Source organism: Legionella bononiensis (genome assembly GCF_016786215.1).
Taxonomy (GTDB): domain Bacteria; phylum Pseudomonadota; class Gammaproteobacteria; order Legionellales; family Legionellaceae; genus Legionella; species Legionella bononiensis.
On record NZ_JADOBG010000022.1, the window covers coordinates 266,302 to 288,529 of the forward strand.

Below are 22,228 nucleotides of genomic sequence, written 5' to 3' on the forward strand. Positions count from 1 at the left end.
AACAGCGACATGACAAATCTATTGACATGAATGAGCCGTTGGCAATTATTGGGATGAATTGCCAGTTTCCTGGTGTTGACTCAGATATAGAGAATGTTAAGGCATTTTATAACCTGTTACTGCATGGACAAAGCCCAATTAAAGAAGTTCCTGAAAATCGCTGGAATCATGATCAGTATTATGACCCCGACAGAAAAAAAGCGGACAAAATAGTCAGTCGATTAGGCGGTTTTTTAAACAATGCTCAGATGTTTGATTCAGATTTCTTTAAAATATCCCCAGCTGAAGCCAAACAAATTGACCCCCAGCACCGACTGTTTTTAGAAGTAGCCATTCGAGCATTAAACCACGCCAACATCACCCATGAATCCCTGGATGGCAGTAAGACTGGAGTGTATTGCGGCATTTCCTCTCAGGATTACAGTCACCTCAACTATAAAGATAACATCCAGTTTAATGAATACACGCAGATTGGCGCTGCAAATAGCGCCGCCCCGGGAAGACTCTGTCACTTTTTAAATCTTAGAGGACCCAGCATGACTGTCGATACAGCATGTTCTTCCTCCTTATCAGCGCTTTATGTTGCCGCAACCGATCTTCACACGCACCAATGCAACATGGCGATCGTTGGTGGTGTTCATCTCAACCTTTGCCCCGAAAATTTTATAGGTTTGACTAAAGCCAATATGCTGTCAGCAACAGGGCATTGCAGCAGTTTTGATATTAAAGCAGATGGTTTTGTCCGCAGTGAAGGTTGTGCTGTAGTAATTGTTAAACGGTTGAGTGACGCACTAAAGGACAACGACACCATCCTGGCTCAGATAAAAAGCATCGTCATGAATCACGATGGTGACGAAGGCAGTCTTGTTGCGCCGAATATTAATGCGCAAATTGCCATGCATCAGGCAGTCCTGGAACAAGCGAACCTCAGCGCACAGGACATCGATTATATTGAAACCCATGGCACAGGTACCGTGATTGGCGATTCCGTCGAATTTAATGCCATTCAACACATACACCGAGGCCATCATTCAATCGAAAAACCGCTCATCCTTGGCGCATTAAAAAGCAATATAGGTCATACGATTTCATCATCAGGGATTGCTTCTTTGATAAAAGTTATCTGCGCTCTGAACAATGAAACCATACCTCCCAATTTATATTATTCAACACCCAATTCAACCATTTCTCCGGAAGCAATACCAGCGTTGATCCCCACTCAGCCAATCGATTATTTGAAAAGTGAAAATAAAAAAAGATATGCTCAGGTTTCTAATTTCGGATTTAGCGGAACTAATGTAAGCCTCATTGTTGAAGAACCGCCCATCCAGGAACATCATGTCTCTCCAATCAACAACGACACTGCAGCATGTTTTTTGCTTTCTGCTGGTAGCTCTGAATCTTTAAAAATGATGCTGGCAGATTTTGTGACTTATTTGAAACAGACTTCTGCCAACCTGAGCGATATGTACCATACCCTAATCAACTGTCGTGATCATTACAAATACCGCTGCGCCATCATCGCGAAAGATAAAGAATCTTTAATCCAAAAAATAGAATCTGAAGATTATGAAATCAAAAAGGTCACTGTACAACATGATATTAAAAAATTAACGCCTACTGATGAACACCTTGTTGAAGAGTATCTGGCTGGTACTAATGTACGGATTGATATCAACGAAGCTCCATTTAACAAAATAGATTTGCCCCTCTATCATTTTAATAGAAAACCCTACTGGCACGAACCAAGAAATAACTCAGATAATTCCCACTGGCTGGATGGATTTTACCAAAAATCCAAAACGGAACAGGAAGAGGTCATTAAAGAAAAAATTGCTGCTCTAATATCCAGTCTGATTAATAAAGAGAACATAGACGAATATCAGGATTTTGATTCATTAGGTCTTACCACTGATTCATTGGAAACCCTGGATCATCTCATTCAGGATTCGTTTGCTCCTCGATATAAAGTCCCATCCACTTTAACGTCTCTCCAGTTAAATCTGGTGAAACTGGCTCGTCATCTTCGCTCCATCCTGGTGCCAGACACAGTAGAACGACAACCGTCCATCAATGTGCTCAATATTGAGCCTATTGCCATTATAGGCATGAGCTGTCGTTTTCCAAAGGCTGAAAATATTGATGCATTTTTATCCTTATTAGAGCAAGGGGAAAGCGGCATGACCGATATTCCTCTGGAACGATGGGATAACGATAAATTTTATGACCCGGATTTAAATGCCTTAGGCAAACTGTACATCAAACAATTGGGGTTCATCGATAATATTAAAAATTTTGATGCCGATTTTTTCAATGTCAGCCCTAGAGAAGCCAAGTTCATGTCGCCTCAGCTCCGAGTGTTTATGGAGATATGCTACCATGCATTAGAAAACGCGAATTTGTCTCTGGATTCAATTAAAGACAGCAATACCGGAGTGTTTGTTGGCGTTGGTACGAATGAATATCCACGCGTCCTTATTGGTAATGGTCTCAAATTAGAGGATCTGAGTATTTACCTTGCAACCGGAAACGTTTTGAATGCCTTGGCTGGCCGTGTTGCTTACGCTTTTGATTTTCATGGTCCCATCCAGGTCATCGACACAGCCTGCTCTTCATCCATGACGGCGATCCACAATGCCTGTCTGAGCCTGCAATCGGGTGATTGCGACATGGCTTTGGCTGGTGGCGTGAACACCTTGCTTGCCCCTGAGTCGAACATTACCTTATCTAAAGCCAGGATGTTATCCCCTGAAAGCCGATGTAAAACATTTAGTGAAGATGCCGATGGTTATGCCCGAAGTGAGGGCTGTGGAGCGATTGTATTAAAACGGTTAAGTACCGCATTAAAAGATAAGGACAATATCCTTGCTGTAATCAAAGGGACTTCTATTAATAGTGATGGCAAGAGCGGTGGCTTCACTGTACCCAATGGCACAGCACAAGAAGAGCTGATTCGCAGCGCCCTGGCCAAATCGAAGCTGTCTCCTGGAGATATTGATTATATCGAAGCGCATGGAACAGGTACCCCGTTAGCTGATCCAATAGAAGCCAATACACTGAATAAAATATTCAGTGAAAGCCATAGCAAGGAGAAACCACTTTATATCAGTTCAGTAAAAACCAATATTGGCCACTGTGAAAGTGCGTCTGGTGTGGCTGGCATGATCAAAGCAATTTTAAGCCTGAAAACCCATAAATTATTCAAACATCTCAACTTTAAAAAACTAAATCCGGAAATCGAATTAAAAAATGCAGTTATTCCATTAAAAACGATTGATTGGCCTGAATACCCCCGATTAAGATGTGCCGGAGTCAGCTCCTTTGGGTTTAGCGGTGCCAACGCGCATATAATCCTGCAAGAAGCACCTGAACAACGAAAAGAAACCCTCCCCCTTACTCAACAGGAGTTCTTGCTTGTTTTATCAGCAAAAAGCAAACATTCGCTGGAATTATTGCTTTCAAGTTATCAAAAATATTTAACGAACACTGAAGAACGGTTTGCTGATATTTGTTTTACCGCAGCAACGTGCCGCAGTCATTTTCTATACCGTGTTGCAATTAAAGCAAGTTCAGCTAAAGAAGCTGCAGCTCAAATTGAAAACAATCAATACACCATCCATTCACCAAAAAAATTACACGAATCAGCCCAACAGCCACTTACTTTAGATCAACTGCAAACGGCCTATCAGGACGGTTTCATTCTAAACTGGACTGAGTTTTACACGTCTTTAAATAGTCCATTTGAGAAGGTTACATTACCTTTATATGAATTTGACCGAAAAGAATATTGGACAAAATCCAAAGACAAATTGAACGACATTCCAATTCCTGACAATTGGTGTTTCCAAATGCAATGGCAAATTCAACCCTGTGATAAAAATAATCGGAAAATCCAGGGTAGTAATTGGCTCCTGGTTGGGGCAAAGCATTTGGAATCTGATTTTAAAGCGAAGGGATTAAACATTTTCGTTGAGGATGATGGCGTTGCCCTGGACACAATGTATGGGATAATTTTTGCAGCAGGTCTGGATTCGACTGAGTCAGAATCTGGTGATTTCAAAATCGATTTCCAAAAAAGCATCACTAAAAAACTGTTGAATTTAATAAAAGATTTAAATAAACGAGGGCTTACTCCCCATTTATTTGTTCTTACAACCAATGCTATAGCTGAACTTCCTTTAGGCACACTCAATCTGAGCAATAGCCCCCTCATTGGATTTTGCAAAACCCTTGGTCTTGAATTACCCCAGTTCCATACCACCCTTATCGATTTGGAGCTATCAGACACAACCAACCTGACCAATCAGGTACTTGATGAGATAAACCACAACCACGGGCAATTCCATGAACACATGATTGCTTATCGTGATGGTGTCAGGATGGTCTCTCGATTAAAACAAACACCGTTAATTGACGAAAAGATTTTGATATCAGGCAAGGGTCACTACCTCATTACAGGAGGTGGTGGAGGATTGGGTCTAGTAACCGCACAGGCGCTGCTTTCAGCTGGAGCAAGAGAGGTAATTATCATCTCCAGAACGGTTGATAAGCCTGAATTAAAAGCCGCTATAAAAAAAATTCTAATCGACTTCCCAGAGCAAACCATCCGCACACGAAGCGTGGATGTCAGCAATAAAGAGCAACTGCAAAAACTCATAATGGAGCTCAATGCAGACCATTTGTTAAAAGGTATTATTCATGCTGCGGGAGCCGCGATTAAAGCCCCGTTAATTGATCATAAAGACGAAGATGTTGATTATTTATTTTCAGCAAAAGTAAAAGGAGCATGGCATTTACATGAATTAAGCCAACACTGTGATTTGGATTTTTTTGTTGTTTATTCCTCCATTTCATCAGTATTCGGTAGTAATAAAGAATCCGTATACAGCGCGACCAACAGTTTTCTAGATCTGCTGATTGCCGAACGTCAACGCCAGGGCCTTGTTGGTACAGCCATTCAATGGGGGCCTTGGGGTGAAGTTGGAATGGCCAATAAACGGTCTCGTGATCAAGGTCTGAAAGATGCGTTAATCACTAATGAACAAGGTCATTCATTCATTAAAGTCTTACTCAGTGGCCAACTGTCGCATGCAAGCATCATCTCTCCAGACTATCTCAAATTCATGCTGGATTTTGTTCCCAAGCCCTTGCCCGGATTTTATCAAGTGCTCTCTGAAGATCTGCTTTTAGATGATCGCGGCATGACGAATCAATCCATCAATAAAGACCTGTCCCAGTGGTTAAGTCATTACCTCAATATTAACAAAGAGAATCGATTTAAAGCCTGCAGAGAAATGTTGTCAGGAATCTGCAAAGACATTCTGGAACTGTCTGCAGCTGATGATTTGGATGAAGATGAAGGATTTTTTGAAATAGGTTTGGATTCGCTCATGATTGCCGAGATGGCAAACGAACTAAAGAAAAAACTAGAGCCAGCCATGAAAATCATGGTCAATATAGGCTTTAATCATCCTTCGATTAATAAATTGGCCCGTCATATTGAATCCGAGTTGGATACACATTTAATCCAAAAACAGGCCGATCAGCCATCACTGCAAAAAAGCGAAGAAGCCATCGCCATTATAGGGATGAGCTGTGCCCTACCTAATGCTCCCGATATCATGGCCTTCGAGAATCTGCTCGAACAAGGGCTAAGCGGCATTAAGGATATTCCGAGTGAGCGTTGGGATAACAGCAAATATTATGATCCTGATATGGATGCCCCCGGAAAATCCTACGTCACTAAAATGGGCTTTATCGAACACATCAAAGATTTTGATGCGAATTTTTTCGGCATTAGTCCCCGTGAAGCAAAATTGATGGAACCGCAACAACGCCTATTTTTAGAGCATTGTTATAAAGCTTTAGAACATGCAAACTACCCTCCAGATTCATTGCGCGGCAGTTTAACTGGGGTTTTTGCCGGCGTTGGACCTAATGAATACTATGCATTATTGGAAAAATCAGGCTTTTCCAATGAAGAGCTGAGCGCTTATTCGATTACCGGAAATGTATTGAATTTAATTCCAGGTCGAGTCGCCTATTTCTTTGATTTTAAAGGACCGTCTTTAAGTATAGATACTGCATGTTCTTCTTCTCTGGTCGCACTTCATTATGCTTGCCAAAGTTTAAAAAATCATGAAACGGATTACGCACTGGCAGGTGGAGTCAACGTCCTCTTGATGCCTGAATCCAACGTAACCCTCTGTAAGGCCAAAGCTTTAGCTCCTGATGGTCAATGTAAAACCTTTGATGAAAAAGCAGACGGATATGCCCGAGCTGAAGGTTGTGGTGTCGTGTTTCTCAAAAGAGTGTCCGATGCGATACGTGATAAAGATTCCATTTTAGCCGTTATCAAAGCCACAGCAGTCAATAATGACGGGAAATCAGCAGGTTTAACTGTTCCTAACGGCACAAGCCAGGAAGAAGTGATGAAAACGGCTTTGAGCCAAAGCAATTTATCAAGCGAAGACATCAGCTATATTGAGGCGCATGGTACAGGAACACCTCTGGGCGATCCCATAGAAGTTCATGCCATTAACCAGGTATATGGTGCCCATCACAACCCGGAAAATCCTCTCTATCTGGGTACAGTTAAAACCAATATCGGGCATCTTGAAAGCAGCTCTGGCATTGCCGGCATAATTAAGACCATTATTAGTTTACAAAAGAAACGAATTTATAAAATACTCAATTTCAATCATTTAAATCCCAATATTACCTTAAATAATACCCGTATAGCCTTGCACAATATGGATTGGAATAGTGATTCAAAACTCAGATGCGCCGGGATCAATGCCTTCGGCTTTAGCGGTACAAACGCACATGTTATTCTTCAGGAATTTCCTCAACAGGACACTAGAAGACCTTCCCATCAAGGCCAGCCCCATGTACTTGTTTTATCAGCAAAATCCAGTACGGCATTAACTCATTTATCAAAAGCGTATCAACACTATCTGGAAGCAACTAAAGAAGATTTTGGCGACATTTGTTTCACGGCAGCAACGTGCCGCGATCATTATCCTTATCGTCTGACTCTGGTTGCTAAAAGTAGCACTGAAGCCGCCCAGTTGCTTAATACAGACCAGGTTGCCCTGTCGTCTGATCCAAACAAGATATTCGAACTCTCAAATTATTCAGCCCTTAATACTTTATTAATAAAATACTTAAAAGGTGTGCCTGTAGACTGGAAACTCTATTATAAATCCAGTGGCATTGAATTTAATCACGTTGTATTGCCTAATTACACCTTTGACCGCATGGAGTTCTGGCCAGATAAAAAAAGTGAATACTTGCCCCCTGCAGACGTGATACACCCCCTTTTAGGGCAGATGCTCTCCATGCCAGGAAATGAATTCTTATTTAATAATAAGCTGGATTTAAATAACTTAAGTTATATAAAACAACACAAAGTATTTGATAAAGTAGTTGTTCCGGCAACGGCCTATCTTGAAACCGGATTAGCCGCAGCTAAGGAACTCTTCAAGAGTAACGCTTTGTGTGTTGAACACGTTCATATAGAACGTCCCTTATATCCCCGACAGGGTCAGGATGTTCAGCTGTTGGTAAAACCAGGCCATAATGGACGATACAAAATCACCATTTTCGCAAAACAAGATTCAAACTGGCAGAAATATGCTGAAATGGAATGTTATGCAAAACCCATTGCTCCCCCAGAATATAGAGATATTGACGATCTTAAGTCATCCTTTGAACAAAAGATGGATCTGTCGCAGATTTATGAACACTTTAAAAATCGATCATTATTCTATGGCGAAGAATTTCAAGTGCTTCAAGAAGGTCATGTAGGTTCAGACAGCATACTTGCCAAAGTAACGCTAACCAAAGCAACTCAAACGGCACATTATCATTATCATCCCGTATTACTTGACGGCGCAATACAAAGCATTGTTCTGCTCAGTATGAATCCACTGGAACATGCGACTTATGTGCCCTACTCCATAGCTCATATGTCCACCATCAAAGAAGCGCCTCGAAGCGTTTGGGTACATTTGACCAAACGAAGTACTGAACACGCGAACGATCTGTGTTTCGATTTAAAAATGTATGATGACTCAGGTTTATTAATTGCTTATATCGAAGGGATTAAATTAAGAAAGGTCACATCCAGCCAGTTTATTTCCTATGAATCCTTGTTACACCATCTTTATCAGATCCAATGGAATCCAGTTGATAAAAAACAACCAGGCCAACAGAAAGTACCCGAGCTATTGGTTATTTCAAACAATCCGGAACATGCTAAAAAACGATTAGGAGCACTCCATTATCAACTGATTAAAGAAGTCAAATCCTTGGTAGAAACAGAACATAAACACATAGTATTTATCTATGATCAAAGTCAATTTAATGAATTGGTTCAGTGCTGCAAAATGCTCTTTAAGTCCCGCCCCGAGAGCTTTACTCTAGTTACCGAGCATGCTTATGCCTTACACGAGAACGATCCAGTAAATCCCTATCATACCATGGCAGTTTCTTTCTGGAACAGTTTTAGAAATGAATTAAATTTGAATCAAAATTATACAGTTGATTGTGACGCCGCAAGTACCCTGGAAGAATCGCTCAATTATTTATTTGTTGCCAATAATTCTGAAACACAGTGCGCGATAAGAGACACAATCTATATACCCAGATTGAAGAAAAAAAATCTGCACCTAAACCCTGAGCAACAAAAACCGCTATTTGATTCTCAGGCCAATTATCTGATCATTGGTGGAACAGGTGGATTAGCAGAACCATTAATTCAATACCTGATGAACAGAGGGGTGCGACACATCCATCTGACCAGTCGTTCAGAACCATCAGCCCCGATTACATCTTTAATAGAACATGCGGAACAAAAACAGGTGCACATAAAGCATCATCAAATAAATGCCAGTAATTATCAACACATGGAACACTTGATAAAAACCCTTAATCAAGATTCCATGCCACTTAAAGGGGTATTCCATCTGGCTGGAGTCGTTCAGGATGGCTTGATCGTCAATTTGACTGAGGAAAAAATTCAAAGTGTATTAAACGCCAAAATGGATAGTGCTCTGATTCTGCATCAGCTTACCCAAAAGGTAGCTCTGGATTTGTTTGTTCTGTTTTCATCATCAGCGTCCCTGCTCGGAGCTAAAGGACAATCAAATTATGCAGCCGCAAATGGATTTCTGGATGGATTAGCGAATCTGCGCCATCATGAAGGTTTACCCGCAATTGCAATTAACTGGGGACCTTTTCAAAATACAGGAATGACATCAAACCTGACTCAAGGCATGCAACAACAGGGCTTTATGCCACTAGAGAAAGACAACATCGAGTTACTTGATGTGTTATTAACAAATCATTTATCTCAAATTGCTCCATGCCCTATTGATTGGGATATCTATTTCAAGCATTCTCCCAAACAAGCCTTGTTTGCGGATCTTGCCAAGGGTACTGCGGCACCAGACCATCACTTTTTAAATTCGTTAAAACAAGGTACTAAAGAAGAGTCCATTACTAAGCTGAGTCAAGCTTTATGTCACATCACCGCAAATGTTCTGGCTTTGGATAACGCAAATCAAATCACAGCAAAAGACAATTTATTCTCTATGGGTATGGATTCACTCATGTCCCTGGAAATAAGAAACCGGATTCATGATCTGTTGCGCTATCCCAAACTGAGTTTACCCATAGAGTACTTCATTAATAGTCCAACGATTGAAAAGATTGCCACCGAAATTGCCAACGAATTATATCCTATGCTCCTCACTGAAACGAATTATTCCGTTCCAGTGCCCTTAACAGAACACACCGTTCCTTTATGTGATTTTCAGTACATCTTTTGGGTAATGAATAAACTGGATTACAGTTTTAACATAGGCATGCAGCTGCAAATACATGGTCCACTGAATAAAGACTATCTGGCACAAGCTTTTGATTTTGTAGTACAGCAACACAGCGCATTTTGGATTAAATTTAACAAGGATGAACCCATCCAGACCTTGGAAAGACGCGGGCACTTTCAATTAACTTATCATGACATCTCATTAAATAATGAACGAAATGTACTTCACATGGAATTCTATAAAAATTTAATGCGCCTTATTCCTTTATCAGAACAACCCTTAATCAGAGTATGCCTTTATAAAATTAATAACGATCTGCATGAATTGCATCTGTTAATACCACACATTATTGTAGATGATGCCTCTTGTGAATTAGTATTCAGTCAATTTAAAAACAGTTATGAGCAACTTGCCCAGGGCAAAAAACTGATTCCAACTCCGGAAAAGGAATCCTTTTTTAATTATGTGAAGCACAACAATCATCATTATGAAAAAAATCTGACTACTAAAATAGATTTTTGGAAACAGTATAATCAAGGATTTGAATTGTTAAGTTTTGGACATCGAAATCATCTGCCCGATGCTGCCATACAATCACAGTTTTTGTGTCACTACCCTATTCCAAATCAAATGTTGGACCAATTTTTTGAGTGGCATAAAAAACACAATATTAACGTAACCACTGGCTTAATTGCCGCCTGTCAAATTGCTTTTTACAAAATCAGCCACCAAAATAAAATACCCGTAATTTTGATTCGCAGCGGTAGGGAAGGCAGTCGATACAAATCCGTTGTGGGTTTATTTTCCGAATACAAACGTATCAACCTGACTCTGAACGAACAGTATCGCTTTATTGATTGCATTAAGGCAATTGAAGAACAAATCCTGAAAACAGCCCCCTATCAAAAATGTTCCCATTTCATCAAAGACGCAGGATTTAAAAACTCTAAATTAACCTTTAGCCAATATATTTCATATGCGTTAAACAAGCTGTTCCTGACGAAACAATTTAAAGAAAGCAAAGTAAACTCTCTGGTAATCAATTATTATCTCAAATATCTCAGCAGGACAAAAACGTTTAAGAACAGTCTGTTGATTAAAGATAAAATCAATCAAATATTTAATATGAATTTGCCTCTCCAAAAACCAGACAGACTAAGAGTACTCATCAGCATTACTCCCAGTTTATTTGCTAAAGAGCAACAGAACATGAGTTTTGCCCATCTGAACTACTCATATCCCAGCCACTTTAGCTGCATGGATCGCCCCATCAGTAATAAAACCTTATGGGTTTATTTTTCCAAGAATCAACATGGGGAATATCAACTTTCTATAAACGGGCCATTAACAAAAGAATGTAAAGATCAAATAAGTATTGAGCTTAATAAAATTATTGCCCATTTTCTTAAAGATGAAAAACATACTGTCGAAGAATTAATCAAAATTCCTTTTGACAAAGACATTGGGGATATTTAATACGGAACTTGCGAAAAACCCAAATGTCGAGGCAAAAGGAGTCTGTGTTACGTCTCAATCAACCCGAACATTTCGTCATCCTGAACGCAGTGAAGGATCTCCAAAAGCAGGCACCCTGCCGATTTCAGGAGATCTCTCACTTCGTTCGAGATGACGTATTCCGATTTGATTAAAAAATCCCTTTAGCGAAGACATTGGGGATTTTTAACATGGGACTTACGAATAACCCAAAGGTCGAGGCAAAAGGAGTTTGTGTTACTTCTCAATCAACCCGAACATTTCGTCATCCTGAACGTAGTGAAGGATCTCCAAAAGCAGGCACCCTGCCGATTTCAGGAGATCTCTCACTTCGTTTGAGATGACGTATTCCGATTTGATTAAAAATTACTTTTAACGAAGAGATTGGGGATTGTTTGGAAGTCCTGATTCTAACAGGTTACCTAAGTGCTCTATCATGTACTCATGCATGTTTTTTTTATGATACTGAGTATCAAACATGAAACGCCTTGGTGCGGAATGAGAAGATGGATTAGTATTTGTCTTGATGCTTCTGTCTAAAGTGAATTCATGAGATTCTACATCATCAGCCAACTGGCGTTGTTCTTCTATTGAAAGTGGTTTACCGTTCTTTTGCTTTTGTTTGATTCCTTCTAAATGCTCAGCCATCAGTGAAGCGATTGAGGAAAAACTGTCATGAACCAGATCATCGTCATCGTAGTGATCTGGATTTTGATGATTACGCGCTACTGAATACAGTTTATACGCTGATGGAATTCTATCCCAGGCACTACCCGCATCGATATGCCATCCCGCCATCCATATTAACGGAGCTATAAAAAGATACGTCAGGCCTACAAGCAAATAGCTGAGCCAATTAAGAGGGTTCCATGGATTGCAATTACCTTTAGGCATGACATAACCTACAATTAATCGAATAAGCGAGCGGTAGGAGCGTTCATTATATAACTGTACTTTATATCCTTTATCATGCATCTCTGCTGCGGAAAGTGTAGCGATAGCCGCTCCCAGACTCATACCTTCAAAAGCAATATGTTCGGGCTTTACTCCAGACTCCAGCAATCGCCGAGCTTGTGCCAGGACATCTTGAACCATATGGCCTTGAGTCCAGATCATGCCTTTGCTGTAATCAATTCCCCGATAATTAAATCCAACTACGGTACAACCAATGTTTGTAGCAGTAGTATAAAAATCTTTTAACCAATACATGTAATTTTGGTTACGTGCCATACAAACAATAACAAACTTTCGTTCCGCCATAGGCTTCGATTGTTCCTCGTTGTTCGATACCTCGACAGATTCCAGAATGGCATTATTGGAAATTTCTAAAGTAAAAAAATCCATGTTGATTTTTCGAGGTCGTTCAAAAAAATCGTGATCGTATTTATGACGTACCTGTTCTTTGAAATACTGAGCCAGGTGATCATCCAGCCGTTCCATTCCCTTAATATGGATGTCTTCAATGGCAAATTGTTTGTTAGTGCATTTATCATAAGTGGACTTTCCCTGGATAAGGCGTCCAATTTCCTCGATAATGAAATCAACATAGGCTTTATGAGCATGATTATTAAAAGATAATTGTCGTTTTCCTAAAGAACTAAGTTGAGGAATTACATCATAGTAACTTCTGGGGTTTTTATCAGACCGCCCGGGAAGAACATTAACAACGACCGCCCCTTTCTCAGTTCGATCCTCAGAAAAAAACTGTACATGAATTGGTTTTTGCAGCCTGACTTCATCTGGACCTAATGCAATATTGATGATAATTCGTCTTAGGATGAAGGTTAAAATCCAATTTAACTTCATAACCAGTTCTCTGATATACTCTGACCAGAATCCTCGTTCAGGTTCATCAAGAATATAATAGCCAGGAACACGAGTTCTCATTTGAATTCACCGTTTAACAGTAACAAGCTTTAAATTAAGCGTTTTATTAAGTTGGTGTCAATGCAAGCAATCACAAATCAATTTCAGAACAGGTCGATTACTCTAAAGTTAAAAACAATAAACACTAACGAAACTCTAAAAATTAGAGTCTTAATCTTTCCTTAATAATGGTAATGTAGACTATTTATACAAAAAATGCGGAGTAAAATAATGAGTCATCAATTAATCAGTGAACAGGTTGATATTTATCAATTTCCTGATGTTTGTTATCCAGCCAAAGAAAATACACAAATAACCATTGGTGATCTTCATGGAAATTCCATGAAATTAATGTTCATGCTTGTTAAGCAAGGTATAACAACCAATGTTACCAAAGAACAATACGATAAACTTACAGCCCTCTATAACAAAAATGTTGTTGATTTAACAAAACAAGATATTGAAGAATTTAATAAGATCATTGCTGGAATTACATTTAATAAGACGGCAATAACGCTTATTGGCGATGAGCTGGCAGATCGCGGAAGCAATGATTATTTTACCCTTAAAATTCTGGAGAAACTGAAAGAACAACAGGTTCCAGTTAAAATAATAATATCAAACCACAGTATAGAGTTTCTTCAAGCATGCGAAAAATATGAAACAACGAAACACTTTCGTCCACCGATGTTAATGGATGGGCATGCTGATTCATTAGTAAATTTGAATACTCTTGTAGAAAAGGGGATTGTTTCTGCAGAAGAAGTCTTAAAATTAGCGCAAAACGCCTATAAGCCCAATATAAAAGCAATTTCCTACTCGTTAAATGAAGACAGTTCAGAAATTACTCTATATAGCCATTCAGGGATCGGTTTAAATATTTTAAGAGGACTTGCTGATCAATTTAACGTTCCTTATAAAGACTCTTCAGCAGTAGAGTTAGCTAAAACCATTGATAAGATCAATCAGAAATTTCAAGAACATGTGCAACAGGGCACTGTTCATACACTATGCCCACCTGACGCAATGTATGCAGGTTATACTGGTTATACTGACTTAACTAAAACACCTTTAGTTTGTGCAATGTGGAACAGGCTCTATAAAATCATGGAACGCCCAGCTAATCACAAAGGTTATCGTCTGGTCTATGTCCATGGACATGATCCAAAAGATCCAGATCAAGATCAAGAACACGTGCGTAATCTGGATGCAAATAATAATCTAGGTAAATTGATATACATGAATCAGGGTACTTATGAAGTTCTATGCACAGACATCTATTCTAAAGATCTAGCGGAACAAATAGAAAATAACGATAAGCAACACGATTTTGTTGAACAAGTCGAATTAGTACTACCTAAAACTGAACAAGTCGATGCAGGTCAGTTCGATGCACAACAAAGTCATGTAGATCAAAACGAATTATTAAAACCGACTACTATTTCATTAGATCAATTAAAACAATCGTTTGATGAACAATTGGAACAAATCAAGAAGAAAGAAAAAGTCTTAAGACAGGACGGTTATACTGATGCCGCGGATGCTGCAAAAAAATTGCATCAAAAAATAACCGACAGTTTCAATAAAACACTTCCCAATAATGCAGAGCAGTTTAAAAAAGAGTGTAAAGACGCAATAGATGAAGCTCTTCCTCAATTGGAAAACCATCGAGGTTGGAAACTTGCTTTAAACTATCTGATGCTTACGGCTACTGGTATTGGAGTTCTCGTTGTTTTAGCTGATATGGGCCATAAGCTTGTTACAGGAAAACACCTCTCTTTCTTCAAAACAGATACAGCCCAAAAAGTAAGTGATTTAGAAAAAATGGTAGACGAAGTTCCAGAGTCTCCAAAACTTCAATAATCTCTAGTTTGGAAGGTGACGCATATTCTGCTCCAGGATGCACACCTCTGCAGGTTGAATGTGAACATTTTACTGAACATTTCAGAATAAGTGTTCACATTACCCACTGAATTGAACCCAATAGAAATCTTCACTAATGTTTGTATGAATATCAAAATGAAAAGTTATTCTACTATCAATTCATCATCACACCCAGCATGTAACAGCCCCTCTTCCAGAAGTCTGATTCGTTACGTGGTGACTTCTTTTTGGATGGTTAAATGGACATTATTCTCCCAATAGATTCAACTGTCGAATTTTGGTCACAGTGTGTTGATGAGCAAACTCAACTCAACACTATGAGTAAATCCCAATCATCGATTAAACCAGTTTAATAAATAAGAAAACCAAGAGTCTATTCACAGAGATATCCACAGAAAATGTGGATAAGTGAACCATCATTAACTCAATAAAAAATCCGCTTCACCCTATATACAATAAGGAATTTCGGGTGAATTTGAGTATGAGTTGAATAAATACATTAATGAAATCAGAAATAAATATCCACAAGAAGAGTACTGCCAAATTGGATATTCGGAGTACCATGTTAACAACAAAAAAATTAAAAAAACAGTCTTGACTAAAACAATTTAACTATATTTTTTTATAATATTTGGGGAGTGTTTGGAATTCAGCCCTGCCGCCTACCAACTGAGCTTGATGCTTCGAATTAGTCTGAAGCTTAAGTTGAACCACTATAATAAATGTTTTTTGAATTCAGATCTGAACCAGTCGTGCTGAAGATTGAGTAATCCCCCATAATATATAACACCGAATCCGAAGTGCAACACTGAATAAAAATCACTCCATATCATGGACGATTAAAGGGAGCAGGAATATCATGTTCCTGTTCAACAGAGTTGTTATTGTTGGTTCTATTTTTGTAAAAATCTAAAGCACCTTTTCGAACCATATGAACGAGGATGCTTCCTTGATCTGTAACAGCAACTTTATTGATTTCTTCCCCACCTAAATAAGCATCGGAAAAATCCAGCAGATTTCTAAAATACTCTTTTGAAGTACCCAATGCCTTTAACATATCAAAGGCAGTATATCCAGCCTTGTTTTTAAGCTCGCTAAATACATTCCAAATACCCAGTTCATCCGCCCTGTTTTTTAATTCATTCAATAATTCTTCTTGTCCTGTGATTGAAGCGATATGAAATACACTATTTCCTCTGGGAGTTGGCTGCATCAATTCCTCTGCAGAATAGTAAGGAAGCACCATTTTAACGGCCTCAATATCCCCAGCTTTAACCAATAACATCAAAGGTGAGTTTACCGGCATACCTCTAGCTGCTATTTCAGATGTTATTTCACCGCGAGGATGATTAGGAGTTGTTAATAAATATTGAGCGGATTGAGAAGTTTGAGCTAATTGACAGAGTTTACTTAATACCGACATGATTTCTTTATGACCTACTCGGTGATACTCTTGTGCTTTAGTAAAAACTCGCTCTGCCAAAAAACCAGTCAAGGGAGTATTACCCATCTCGTCATTGGAATAAGGATTCGATTCGAAGGCTTGCACCATGTGATCCGCTTGCCCCCTGCCTTTGGAACATGATACCCCGTAACTTAATTCATTATGTTTGTATAAAGAAGGAGCATTGCCAATGAAATAGGACGCATCCATATTATCAAGATCGTCCTCATTGTGCTCATCATCCACAAATATACTTCGTAAACCGTCTATAAAGGAGAACAAAGTATATGTCACAGGAGCCCAAAGAAATTTCAAGCTTAATACATAAGTTAAATAAGACTCATTATTTCGAGGAAGATCAAAAAATCGATGCCAAAAACTTCTACGCTCTGCTGCCATTAAATACTCCTTGTGGTATCTAATGATTATTATACGCTTAAAAGTTTAAGGAAATATTAAAAAGACTATGATTTGAAACTGAACAAATTAATGCATCACTTATTTGACTACCCACAGTATTATTTATCTTGGTCATAAAGCTCTATCAAAATATGTAAATAAATTTTAAAATGCAACCGGAACAAGTAACCGCTTAATAACACAGAGAATTTCGTCATTCAGAGCGAAGCGAAGGATCTCCACATACTGGAACAGCGCCACGCCAGGGAGATCCCTCTTTGCATTCGGGATGACGTTTCCCTAGGTTATTAAGACGTTACAGAAAAACCAAGCTTGATAAAACCACTTCATCTTTTTCAAGTACGTTTTCTTTCCAATTAATTTAACCCTTAATTTTAATTTATGGAGTATTGATTATGCCTTCAACACCCCCAGGTTCACCAAAACCAGAAAGAAGTAATGAACAAACATCTCCACCGAGAAATCCGAACACTCTTTTTGGACATACTCCCCATATATATCGCTGCGCGCACAACCATATCCATATGATAGATATGGTAGACGGAGAACTAATATTCTTAACCTTCACACAGTTCCCCGAACTCACTCCGTTTGTTATGCTAGCATCAATTATTCAAGACCTAGATCTAAGTGATGAAGATACTGAAGATTATTACAGAGAAGAAGATGCTGATGAAGTAACAGCTGAATCATCTACCAATGAAAAACAAACTGAACCCTCCGACCCTCTTCCTGCACCATTGACTAAAGAAGAACAAGAGCTAGAGGAAGATCAAGAAGAAGATGTATTACGATCATTCAGATCGATGAGTATGTAATAGTGCATTCCGCGGTCTTTGCCGCGGATTTCATCACATTGATTGTATTCTGCGATTGAATAATGAATCCGATAAGAAAAATCATCCATATCGATATGGACTGCTTTTATGCCGCAATTGAAATGCGTGACTTCCCTGAACTTGCGGATAAGCCTATAGCGGTAGGAGGAGAAGCGGTACGTCGTGGAGTAATAGCAACCTGTAATTATTCCGCTCGCCAATTCGGGGTGCGATCCGCAATGCCAACAGCTCATGCCCTAAAACTGTGTCGCCAATTAATCTTGCGCCCTGTACGTATGGATGTCTATCAAAAAGAAAGCCAATACATCAGAGCTCTATTTGCAGAGTACACTGATCTTGTTGAGCCCTTATCTTTAGATGAAGCATATCTTGACGTCACCCATTCCACGAAATGCCAGGGAAGCGCAACCTGGATAGCGCAGGAACTACGCGACCGAATTTATCAAACACGACAACTTACTGCGAGCGCAGGAATAGCTCCTAATAAAAGCCTGGCAAAAATCGCCAGTGATTGGCATAAACCGAATGGTCAAATGGTGATCAGACCAGAGGATATCCCTGACTTTATTGCTCAGTTACCAGTCCGTAAATTATTCGGCGTAGGCCCCCGAATGGAAGAACGACTTAACGCGCTCAACATTAAAACCTGCTCTGATTTGCAGCACTATTCCATCGAATTTCTTTCAAAAAAATTCGGCACCATAGGCCAGAGACTTTATGAACTCGCTCGAGGTATAGATAATCGCCCCGTAAATCCTGATCGTAATCGAAAGTCCATCAGTGTTGAAGAAACGTATCCAACAGACTTACCCGATAGTAAGGCCTGTGTCGCAGCCATACCAGAACTGATTAAACGCCTTGAAGTGCGTATACAGCGTACTGGTACAATTTCTAACATTCATACCCTCTTCGTAAAATTGAAATTTAATGACTTTCAACAAACAACTGTTGAGCGGGTAAGCCATACCATTGATATGGAAATTTTACATCAAATGGTACATGAAGGTTTTTCCAGAAAAAGCATGCCCGTTCGATTACTAGGCATAGGAATCAAGCTCAAACAAGAACCGGTGCATGACCCGATGCAATTGCCACTACTTGATTTTTAACGTGTTCTCTTCAATAGATCACGGACACTGTTTAATTTGGTTAATGATGGTTAATGGTGTAAGAATCTGAGGCAATACAACCGGCTCACCTGATTGCGGGTAATAGACATAGAGAGGTACACCCGCACGATTAAATTGTTGCAAATACTGTAAAATGGCATCGTTTTTATTGGTCCAGTCTGCCTTTATTACGATAATATGCTCTTTATTAAAGAAACTTTGTACTTCATTAGTGTCTATCGCAATTTTTTCATTTATTTTGCAAGTTATGCACCAGGCGGCAGTCGCATAAACAAATACTTTATGATGATCCTTAATCAGACTCTCCAGCTTTTCAGAAGAGTAATCGGAAGGCTCATTAATCTGGTGTTTCTGAGCTAATTCTTGTTGTATCCAATACATTGGGTATACAACCAGAGCCAGACTGACCAACAGGGCTATTAAGCGTAAGGTTCCGTGTTGAATAGAGCGCAAAAACCAAAAAAACAATGCCAGAAAACACAAACTGACCAATATCATAATAACACTGTCATAGCTCATTTGAAGGCCTGCTACCCATAATAACCAAATAACCGACAGCAACATGGGAAATCCGAGGAATTGTTTCAATTGTTCCATCCAGACACCTGGCTTTGGCAAAATAATCTTGTCTTTTGGAAGGGTGCACAATAATAAATAAGGCAAGGCAAATCCAAATCCAAGAGACAAAAAGATCAAGACAGTAATCCAGCTTCCCTGACTTATGGCCACACCAACCGCCGTGGCCATAAATGGAGCGGAGCATGGCGTGGTTACCACCGCGGCCAAAACCCCCGTTCCAAAGGCATAGAGCAATTCATGTGTTTTTTGCCATTTAAGATTGGTACTTAGTGAAAATGGAATATCAAAAAGTCCAAATAAATTAAACGTAATAAGCGTAAACAAAAAAATCAGCAGGATTAAAACGGCTGGGGACTGCATTTGGAACCCCCAACCCACTTCATTACCCAGGCTTTGCAACAACAGTGTTATCAAAGCAATGATAAAAAAGAAAAACATGACGCCCAGGGTATAAAAAATCCCTTGCATGCGTTTGTTTTTAAATGAACGAAGAGTCAATATTTTGAGTGATAAAATGGGAAACACACAAGGCATCAAGTTTAAAATCAATCCGCCCAGAAATGCAAAAAGTACAATGGTACCAATCCAATAACTGTCACTCGGAGCAGTTTCTAACTGGTCTGTCTGATTACTGGCATCGATTTTAGCGAGAAGCTGTGAGTTGGTTACTGTTTTGGAAAGTGATATGGCATTTTGGTTGTTCACTAAAGTCAGCTGCAGCGGCTTTTTAAGTAAGGTTTTCAGAGTCTGATTCGATGCAGAAGCTTCATTTTTTTGGGCTTGTATTATAAAAAATCCATTTTGTTCATTCAGTTGTGTTAATTTAGGAACATTAAACAGTAACTCGTCTGGACCCTCAACAAACAATTGTGCGTCTTTTATACCTTTTGCAGACCAGACATTAACCCGCAAATCAGCAGTTGTATCATCCTGATGCGTTACAATCAAATCGTGCATTACCAGATTACTGGTGTTTCCTGATTTTGGGACGGATTGGATCGCCTTATCGATTAATTTTGCCTTTGGCGTTATCGAAGCATCACCTGGTGGCAAAGTCAAATTTAGCTGCGCCTGTTGAGGGACACAGGCAGTGGGATTACATAATAAATAATCCAGTTTCAAATGTAATACCAAGGTTTTTGTAGCATCTTTCGGAATTATTTTAACGGGGAAGGTCACTTCATTAAGATAGACATTGGCAATAAAATCAAAACTTTTTATACGAGTTGGCCATGGCCACAATACCTCTGCCTTATCCAGATTCTGACTGCCATCCCAAGAAAATTTAGCACCGTATCCCACCTCGCCAGGTGTACGCCAAAATGTCTCCCAACCTTTAGGCAGTTTGACTTGTACGCCAACAAGCAACTCATGTCCTTCTCGTATGCTGTCACTATTGCTGATCAGTGAACTATTTGCTGTCGGGATTTTGAGTGCATAAACAGAGTTTACGCAGATCAACAATCCGAAAAACAGAATAAATAATACAGTTGAAATTTTAGCTGATCGATTCATATAAATATTCGTACATTTTTATCTAAAGTCTAGACTATAGTGCAGAGATTTATATGTTTTAATTAGACAATAAGCTGACAGTTTATCGCTTTAACACAATTCTCCAGGGTTGAAAATAAGTCCAAATGTCCGCTTTTTTATAAGCCGTGCGTAACTGCATTCGTTTAAACCAATCAATTAATTCAGTAGATTGAACCAATTGATACTCCCCTATCATTTTTAAACGACCAAATAAAACTACGGTAACAATATCCACTGAACTGATTTTATCACCGAACAGAAACGTTTCGGGCGTAGGTAATTTTTCGAGAAAACCACGCACATTATTACGTTCAACCTCTAATTTATCAGCAAGATTTCCTTCAGTGAAATAAGCCAGACGCTGTTGATTCAGATTGATTTTTGCTTCAAGATCCGTCTTATCTGACGAGGTTGGCAGTTGCGCTTCCAGTGAGTGTATCGCATTACGAATCATTCTAAGTGCGATAAATCTAAGTGGCGCGATACTGCTCAATGCTTTACCAAAAGTAAGTCGCTCAATAGTAATTGAATAGTGATCTCGAACGAGTTGCTCAATTCTTGCAGCTTTATCGGCGTCAGCATCCATCCATTGATCACCAGCCCGAGAAGCAGCGAATTTTAAAATATCCTGACTGTCCGCCCAGATCTGATCCTTATCAACCAGAGCCGGCACCGTCATGGCAGGGTTTATCTTCATATACCAGGAGGACAATTGCTCCTTAGCCAAATGAATATCCATGCGTCTAAGTTCAAAAGGCAAACCCGCTTCGAGTAATGCATAACGACCTATCATCGAATAATATGAAGAAGAAGCACTATATAAAATCATAATCCATCCCTGAATCTAACAATTATTTAATAACAGAGTATCACTGCTGACTGACTTTTGGGAATACGATAACTCTTCGCAACTCATCAAATGCCAAAATAGAGTGTAACGCCAAGAAAACTCAAAATACATGCTACTCTAGTTGAACAAATGAACATCACCAGACATGCTTTTTAATAAACACTGTGTCCGCATATGTTTCATCATGTTTTAAATAGTTCAGAGCGGATAAATCAAGATATTTTTTAAAAATATTTAGGAAATTTTTGTCAGTCAATACTGTTTTTTTAATTTTTTTGTTGTTAAGATGTGAATCCGAATATCCAACCACCTAGTTCTCTTCCTGTGGATATTTATTTCCAGAGTTCTATTTA

9 protein-coding genes are annotated in these 22,228 nt (G+C 39.2%); 5 read left to right on the forward strand and 4 right to left on the reverse strand.

What is annotated here, in order from left to right:
- Positions 1–26 precede the first annotated feature (26 nt).
- Positions 27–11,309, forward strand: a complete 11,283-nt coding sequence (locus IZU94_RS14880; protein WP_238400530.1) for an SDR family NAD(P)-dependent oxidoreductase — start codon at positions 27–29, stop codon at positions 11,307–11,309.
- Positions 11,310–11,518: 209 nt separating this feature from the next.
- The gene (locus IZU94_RS14885) at positions 11,519–11,671 is read left to right on the forward strand and encodes a hypothetical protein (RefSeq protein ID WP_203112301.1); all 153 of its coding nucleotides are present in this window, start codon (positions 11,519–11,521) and stop codon (positions 11,669–11,671) included.
- Between the two features lie 28 nt (positions 11,672–11,699).
- On the opposite strand, the gene IZU94_RS14890 is transcribed toward IZU94_RS14885, so the two are convergent.
- Entirely contained in the window at positions 11,700–13,214 is a 1,515-nt protein-coding gene (locus IZU94_RS14890; protein ID WP_203112304.1) for an alpha/beta hydrolase, read from the reverse strand.
- 210 nt (positions 13,215–13,424) lie between these two features.
- Here IZU94_RS14890 and wip point away from each other — a divergent pair, with 210 nt between their 5' ends.
- On the forward strand, positions 13,425–15,056 hold the full coding sequence (gene wip, locus IZU94_RS14895) for a Dot/Icm T4SS effector Wip (protein ID WP_203112307.1): 1,632 nt from the start codon (positions 13,425–13,427) through the stop codon (positions 15,054–15,056).
- Between the two features lie 850 nt (positions 15,057–15,906).
- On the opposite strand, the gene IZU94_RS14900 is transcribed toward wip, so the two are convergent.
- A complete protein-coding gene (locus IZU94_RS14900) occupies positions 15,907–16,920 on the reverse strand; it encodes a hypothetical protein (protein WP_203112309.1) in 1,014 nt (337 codons plus the stop codon).
- Between the two features lie 416 nt (positions 16,921–17,336).
- Here IZU94_RS14900 and IZU94_RS14905 point away from each other — a divergent pair, with 416 nt between their 5' ends.
- Both IZU94_RS14905 and dinB read left to right on the forward strand, forming a co-directional pair.
- Entirely contained in the window at positions 17,337–17,759 is a 423-nt protein-coding gene (locus IZU94_RS14905) for a hypothetical protein (RefSeq protein ID WP_203112311.1), read from the forward strand.
- Positions 17,760–17,821: 62 nt separating this feature from the next.
- Positions 17,822–18,889, forward strand: coding sequence for a DNA polymerase IV (gene dinB, locus IZU94_RS14910; RefSeq protein ID WP_203112320.1), 1,068 nt, complete (start codon positions 17,822–17,824; stop codon positions 18,887–18,889).
- An 18-nt stretch (positions 18,890–18,907) separates the two neighbouring features.
- On the opposite strand, the gene IZU94_RS14915 is transcribed toward dinB, so the two are convergent.
- Positions 18,908–21,004, reverse strand: coding sequence for a protein-disulfide reductase DsbD family protein (locus IZU94_RS14915; protein ID WP_203112323.1), 2,097 nt, complete (start codon positions 21,002–21,004; stop codon positions 18,908–18,910).
- 82 nt (positions 21,005–21,086) lie between these two features.
- Positions 21,087–21,854, reverse strand: coding sequence for a glutathione S-transferase family protein (locus IZU94_RS14920; protein ID WP_203112326.1), 768 nt, complete (start codon positions 21,852–21,854; stop codon positions 21,087–21,089).
- Positions 21,855–22,228 lie beyond the last annotated feature (374 nt).